Here is a 6,005-nt window from a genome sequence, read left to right on the forward strand (position 1 = left end):
ACCTAAAGGTTCTGGTCCAGGGCGCCCCCAGATGAGTCGGTTTGTCCCCGAGCCCTGCCGTCGAGCGGGCTTCGCTGCGTGCGGAGCTTCTGAATGCTCTGCAGACGGGTTGACGTCGCCATGGTCCGGCGGGAGACCCGCGAGGAGTGGCGTTGTGAAAAGGAGCTAACAGTGAGGATCGACACGCCCAAGGCCCTTGCAGACCGCTTCCCATACATTTTCCCGCTCGTAGGGGAGGAGCGGCGACGCGCGTACATGTTCTTCCGAGGGTGGATGGCGCACTCGGCGAAGCCCTGCGAAGACACTGACGAACTCCTCGAGGCAGACAAGCGCGCCTTCCACTGCGTGCGCTTGCGAGGGAAATTCACTTCGCCGAGCTTTGCCTATAGGGTCGAGCGGAAGGCGCGCGTCGCGATCAACATCCATCGCCCGACCAAGGTACCAGCACGGCGAAGAGGGCCTGGAAGGCTTCTGGCGGGAATCGATTGAGTGGGAGGAGGGCGCTTCGACATGAGTGGCAGCCGATCAAGCGCAGGTGATGAGACGCCGGAAGGTTACTCATGGCACAGTGTCGAGCCAATGCCTGGGACCTACCGATTCATAGAACTTCTGCTGCCGACAGAGATGAAGGAGGCACGTCGTGTGGCCGAGGCGTTGGAAGCGGAACGGCTGGCGGGTGCGAGCGACGGATGGTGCCGACGGAGGAGGTGCGTGCGACGTTCGCACGTCCGACGAACCTCCCAGATCTGGCGCTTGGCGTGGATGACGCCGCGCCAGATCCGCGTGGCCAGCGAGCGCGCCTTGGGTGCGGCCGCCTACGAGGGGCGTCGCCGGTTCAAGAATCGCGACTTCGATGCGCCGACGCCGCACCCGCAGGTTGCGGCGGCCTCCCGCCAGCCCAAGGACGGCGGTGGCGATGAGATCGCTGTCTTCGTGGTCAGGAGTTGATGGAATGGACGACAGCACGCCACCCGTCCTGCGGCGAATGAAGCCTCTCGCGCTCATCGTGACGGGCTCCGGTCCGTTGATCACCCTGGCCGCGGGTGCCGCGCTCGATGCTCTTTTGCTCCCAGGCTTACCGGTGATCATTCCCGATATGGTCCGGTTTGAGGTCATTCGTGACCTCGACAAGCCGGGCGCACGAGAGGTGGCTGACTGGATCCGCGCAAACGAACTTCGCGTCCGGATCGCGAGCACCGAAGTGTTCGAGGAGTTCGAGGTGCTTCGCGGGGTGAACCCCCTGGCCAAAACGAAGGATCGCGGTGAGCAAGCGGCCGCAGAGGTCCTGGCGCGGGAGCTTGAGAATGCTGACTTCGGCGCCATCCTTGTGTTCGAGGACGGCATGGCACGCAAGCAGAACTTCCTGGTTCCATTGCCCGATGGCGTCACGGTCACCTCGACGTCGGAGGTTCTCGCCTTGGGCGCGCGGCTCGTGGTGCACGGCCATCATCTAATGCCGGCCACGGCGCCGTCTCGGGCCCTCGACGTCGACATGGGCTCGCACCTGGCCTGGCCTCGCGACGGAAGGGGGCCGAAGTGATCCTGTCCCTCGACTTCGACGGCGTGCTGCACCCGGAAGTAGATGCGCGCCTGGGGCACGAATTCCTGGGGAACAACGGACGAACTCGTGCGCGCGTGCTTGAATTTAGCTCTGGGATGCCGCCGTCTCTGACGGGGTGGGGGTCAACTCAGGCGTCGCAACGTTCGTGGCCGCACGCGCGCGGCGGGTCTTGGCGGCGGCTTCCGACTTCGCGGTCTTGGCGACGGCTTGCTTGGAGGCCTTCGCAGCAGCCTTTGGCGCCCTGGCAGCTTTGGCTGCCTTGGGGGCGGCAGCCGCCTTCTTTGCCGGCGTGGCCTTATTCGAAGGAGCGCCCTTCTTCGGGGCAGCCTTCTTTGCAACCGGCTTTTCTGCTTTCGCTTCGGGAGCTGCGACGGAAGCGGAAGCAACCTTCTTGGCGCGAATCGACTTCTTCACCGGTGCTGCAATGCTGCGGGCCTTGCGGGTAGCCTTTTTTGCCACTGCAGCGACAGGCGCGTCGGCCTTCTCGACCGAAGGTGTCGCGATGACGCCAGATTGGTCGATGAGGAACTTATCACGATTGCGCGCGGAGGCAATCCACCCAGGAGCTTTGCCGAACCCAGTCCACGTTTTGCCCGTCTTGGGGTGGCGGTACTTGGGAATGCCTGCGCCCTTGCGCGTTGCCTTGCCACTGCCAAGGGCCTTTTCTGCGACTGCCTTCAGAGCCTTGGCGCCGCGGCCAAAGAGGTGCTCGACGGTCAGGCCAAACGTGGCGATCGACTCTCTGATCTGCGCAACCACCTTTGTCGTTTCGGCTTCTCGGAGCACAGCGGCTTCCTTTTCAAGTTTGGCGATGGCAGACTTAATTTGCGCGTAGGACTTCGTCATTGAGTCTGGAACCTTTGAAGTTGAAGGAATTCGTCGCTTGGCGCCGTGAACGTTCGCGACAAAGGCGTCGTTGACAAGTCGATGAATGAACGTCGGCTATTCAAATACGCGCCGGAGTAGATTTTACGCACGAGTAAGCAGGACGTCACTTCAAGCTTTCATGACGAACGAGGAAGCACTAGAGGACCGCGAGAGCGATGTACGGTGTCGGCATCGCTGGCATTTCCATGGGTGGCGAGCACCTGCGTCGCTGGGCGCATCGCAACCCCGCGCTGTCACTGCGCGGCAGCGACTACACGCATCATCCCGAAGTACTCGCGAAGCTCAATCAGTTGGTAGCGATAAACTCGGCCGTGGAGGTCGACATGACTGGGCAGATCAATGCAGAAGTGGCAGGCGACATCTACGTCGGTGCGGTGGGCGGCGCAGTGGATTTCCTGCGCGGCGCAGCGCGCAGCCGGGGTGGGCTACCCATTGTCGCGCTGCCCGCCACCGCCGAAGGGGCGACTCGGATAGTCGCGCAACTATCAGGGCCTGTCAGCACGCCGCGCTGCGATGCCGGACTTATCGTGACCGAATACGGTGTGGCCGACCTGCGCGGTCAACCGCTATCGCGTCGTGTTCAGCGCATGTTGGACATCGCGGCCCCTGAGCATCGTGCTGACCTCGAACGTCAGTCCTACGCCTTGCTGCGCCATAGCGGCGCAGCCTTTCGAGCCTATAGGGACGGTTCAGGTAGCCGAACTGGGGGAACGTAGAGGAGTCGCAAGGCAGACCGGTCGGACGACGCGCTCCGACTTCATTCGCGGTCTGCTGCGTTGCGCCATTTTCCACACCCTCGTCGTATCGCCGACGACCGAAACGGGGCCGAACGTGCATGTTCGGTGGGCGGGCGGGACACGCGTCAGTCCTTTTCAGGCGGTTCGGATCCTCGATGAACATCAGGGTGAGATTCCTCGGTGTCGCGCGCGTCTCACCGAACGTCAAGCGGCAGTGATTTTCGATTGGCAGATCGACGTCGTCGCCGGTTTCGGGGCCAGAACTTCGAGGAACTCTGCTTCGGGCGGCGGTGCGTCGGGCTCGATGTCGTGCGATATGCCGAACCACGCATTTTTTTCTTCGACGCAACCGGAGGGTATCGCGCTGATCGCCGTGAGCTTCACACCCCCGCACCTGGCAATCTTGCTGTACTGAGTCCGTAGGACGCCTCATCATCGGCTGGCTCGGTCGGGATCGAGGCGTACCTGGACCTGTTCGGTCCGAGAATCGGTCAAGTGGGTCTGGTCGCTTGTCTGGACTCGGGTGCAGGCACCTACGATCAACTGTGGCTGACCAGCTGGCTACGTGGGATGGCGACCGGGACGTTGAAGGTCGAGGTATCGGGGAGGGCGGAACCCTGCCGTTGATGAGCATCATCGCCAAGGCCTTTCCTAACGCACAGATCATGATGTGCGGGGTGCAAGGACCGAAAAGCAACGCGCACGGGCCGAATGAGTTTCTTCATGTACCGTACGCGAAGAAGTTGACCGCGGCCGTTGCATCGGTCATCGCAGCGATGCCCTTGGGGCTGGCGAAGCTTGCCGCGTCCCAGGCATAGCCGCGATCACGGCGGGCAGCGAGGGCCTCGGGGTAGTTCGAGCACGACGTGGCGGGCGACGTCGTTGCGCGCCTAGTCGCGTCGTTGCTCGCTGGCTCTGAGTTCCGGCACCCTTGGTGAGCGGTCGTGCCGATCTCTGGCGTCTTGGAGCGGCTAGCGGAGACGATTCCCCCAAGCGGCTTTTTCTAGGGCCGCGCAAGCCCGTTCGGTCGAAGTCCACTCGAGCGAGCTCCATAGCAGCAGGAAGGGTACAGGATGCAGGCCCTTGCGCGGGTCCAGGCATTGCGAAATCCACGTGCCTTGGCCGAGGTGTGATAGCCATGCTGGGCACGCGTTGAGGAACTTCGAAACTTCAGTCGTGCGAAACCACTGCGCTAATGAAGTGTCGCGGGCGCCTGAATCGTTGTTTGGAAAGCCCAGCGCACGCAATCTGGCTGCCGCTGCTGATCGAACAAGCGAAAGATCGACAGCGGCTCCTTCGGACGATAGGACCAACTGGCCGAGGATGGCAAGTAAACGTCCTCGCTGCGCGTAGTCATCATCCATCGATCTTTGTTTCACGCGACACATCGCGTCCGTCGGCAGGAGCCAGCGCTTTTGTCTGGTTGGAACCCAGAACAGCGGACGTTGATGTCGCACGCATACCCACGTCGTCGGCAACTGGTGGGAAACGTGCCAGTAGGGACGGCCGAGGCGCCCTATGTCAGCCGAGACGCATTCGGGACACCATTTCAAAGGATATTGGGGCCAGAAGGAGCCTGGCATTCGATAGTCAAGGGACCGAGTGGGTCCGCGCGCGAACCAGGCCGCCATCGCCACCTGTCTAGCGCACGGCGTCATGAATGGAATGTAAAGGCCGGCGACGGTGTGGCGCGCCGCCCATCGGAAAGCGCGCTCTTGTGTATGCGTTTCCTCCAACGGTAGACGTAGCAGCGAATGAGGCTGGGCGTGGCGCCACGCACCCCAACGAATGCCGAAGAGTTTCAGTGAGGTCGTCTCACCCTTGGCGCTTCCGCTGAGTCGATGCGTCGTCGAGCAGAAGCTATACGCGGTTTCGTCGTCCTCGATCCAGGGAAGAAATGTCAGCAAGGGACCTCAAGCATGCCGCTGCGCAAATGTACCATACACAATGGTGCATAGAAAGTCAATGGAAGGCGTGAGGAGGCGCATCTGACCGCCTGGGACGCCCTAAAGGCTGGAGATGGCAGGGCCACTCGGCTGCACGGCCCGTAGCGTGCCGGCTTGCGCCACGCTGGCCTCGCCCTTCAGGAGACGCTTCAGTTCTATCGCAATGCGGATGGCAGCTTTTGCGCCGTGGTTGGAGATATGCGCAAGTAGGAAGCCGCCGCCCTTTGGTTTACTAAGGTTGTGGGATTTTTCCCTAGGGAAGCGGCCTCATTTGCTCAAAAAACGAGTTACGGGAACTTTCGACTAAAGGCCGGGGGGAGCGTTGCGCGCGGCGCCGGATGGTCGAACAGCCTCATGCGGCGGAGAACGCCAGCGTTCGACGAAGGTGTCCCCCTCAGTCGTCTTCAAGAGGGGGGAAGAATCCGAGCTGAATGTTCTGGCCAGGTGCGGGCGGCCGCTGCGAGCTCCCAATGAAGGCCATCCGAGTGCGTCGCGCCTCCCCGCAGATCGTGCCTTGCGTGCGCATTGGATATCTCTGAGGTGGTCGGCGCTGCTGCCGGCCCGCGACGAAGCCGACCGAATCCTCACGGGGTCAATTTGGTCTGGGACGAAGAGGCATGGAATTTCTTTGTCTTAGGGGAGGGGGCCCAGGCGTTCCGACCTGGACCGCCGCGCCATCCATCTGAGTTCGTTCAAAGTTAGGCCGGATTCCCACCAAATTTACGGTAAGCGGCTGGCCGTCCCATAGTTGACGGGCGGACGAGGATCGCCGCGGTAGCGGCGACGTGCTCAGCGCGCGGGGTGCCAGTTGTGCGGAAGCAGTTCGTCGATGCGGCTGTTCAGCTGCGTGGGCAGCCGGGTGAGGACATCATT

The 6,005-nt window shown here is 62.3% G+C and carries 5 protein-coding genes and 3 pseudogenes; 4 read left to right on the forward strand and 4 right to left on the reverse strand.

Translation table 11 applies throughout. From position 1 onward, the window contains the following. Positions 1 to 711 precede the first annotated feature (711 nt). Together AC1DF3_RS05960 and AC1DF3_RS05965 are read left to right on the forward strand one after the other, a co-directional pair. On the forward strand, positions 712 to 948 hold the full coding sequence (locus AC1DF3_RS05960) for a hypothetical protein (protein WP_478139109.1): 237 nt from the start codon (positions 712 to 714) through the stop codon (positions 946 to 948). Positions 949 to 952: 4 nt separating this feature from the next. Next, a complete protein-coding gene (locus tag AC1DF3_RS05965; protein WP_478139110.1) occupies positions 953 to 1,540 on the forward strand; it encodes a hypothetical protein in 588 nt (195 codons plus the stop codon). Between the two features lie 105 nt (positions 1,541 to 1,645). On the opposite strand, the gene AC1DF3_RS05970 is transcribed toward AC1DF3_RS05965, so the two are convergent. Further along, positions 1,646 to 2,407 (reverse strand): H-NS histone family protein, encoded by a 762-nt coding sequence (locus tag AC1DF3_RS05970; protein ID WP_478139111.1) that lies wholly within the window; start codon positions 2,405 to 2,407, stop codon positions 1,646 to 1,648. Between the two features lie 203 nt (positions 2,408 to 2,610). Here AC1DF3_RS05970 and AC1DF3_RS05975 point away from each other — a divergent pair. Continuing rightward, positions 2,611 to 3,165: pseudogene (locus tag AC1DF3_RS05975) on the forward strand (acetyl-CoA hydrolase/transferase C-terminal domain-containing protein); the annotation flags it as partial. Between the two features lie 225 nt (positions 3,166 to 3,390). On the opposite strand, the gene AC1DF3_RS05980 reads toward AC1DF3_RS05975, so the two are convergent. Further along, entirely contained in the window at positions 3,391 to 3,570 is a 180-nt protein-coding gene (locus tag AC1DF3_RS05980) for a hypothetical protein (RefSeq protein ID WP_478139112.1), read from the reverse strand. Positions 3,571 to 3,785: 215 nt separating this feature from the next. Here AC1DF3_RS05980 and AC1DF3_RS05985 point away from each other — a divergent pair. Then, positions 3,786 to 4,004 (forward strand): annotated as a pseudogene (locus tag AC1DF3_RS05985) (peptidase M20); the annotation flags it as partial. Between the two features lie 153 nt (positions 4,005 to 4,157). On the opposite strand, the gene AC1DF3_RS05990 reads toward AC1DF3_RS05985, so the two are convergent. Both AC1DF3_RS05990 and AC1DF3_RS05995 read right to left on the reverse strand, forming a co-directional pair. Beyond that, entirely contained in the window at positions 4,158 to 4,550 is a 393-nt protein-coding gene (locus AC1DF3_RS05990) for a hypothetical protein (protein WP_478139126.1), read from the reverse strand. Positions 4,551 to 4,634: 84 nt separating this feature from the next. Continuing rightward, positions 4,635 to 5,093: pseudogene (locus AC1DF3_RS05995) on the reverse strand (TniQ family protein); the annotation flags it as partial. Positions 5,094 to 6,005 lie beyond the last annotated feature (912 nt).

This window comes from Variovorax sp. 10N432 (genome assembly GCF_056394465.1).

Bases quoted from the DNA above. Each gene is read 5' to 3' on its own strand.
- AC1DF3_RS05990 (WP_478139126.1), bottom strand. From the start codon at position 4,550: ATGGATGATGACTACGCGCAGCGAGGACGTTTACTTGCCATCCTCGGC.
- AC1DF3_RS05970 (WP_478139111.1), bottom strand. From the start codon at position 2,407: ATGACGAAGTCCTACGCGCAAATTAAGTCTGCCATCGCCAAACTTGAA.
- AC1DF3_RS05965 (WP_478139110.1), top strand. From the start codon at position 953: ATGGACGACAGCACGCCACCCGTCCTGCGGCGAATGAAGCCTCTCGCG.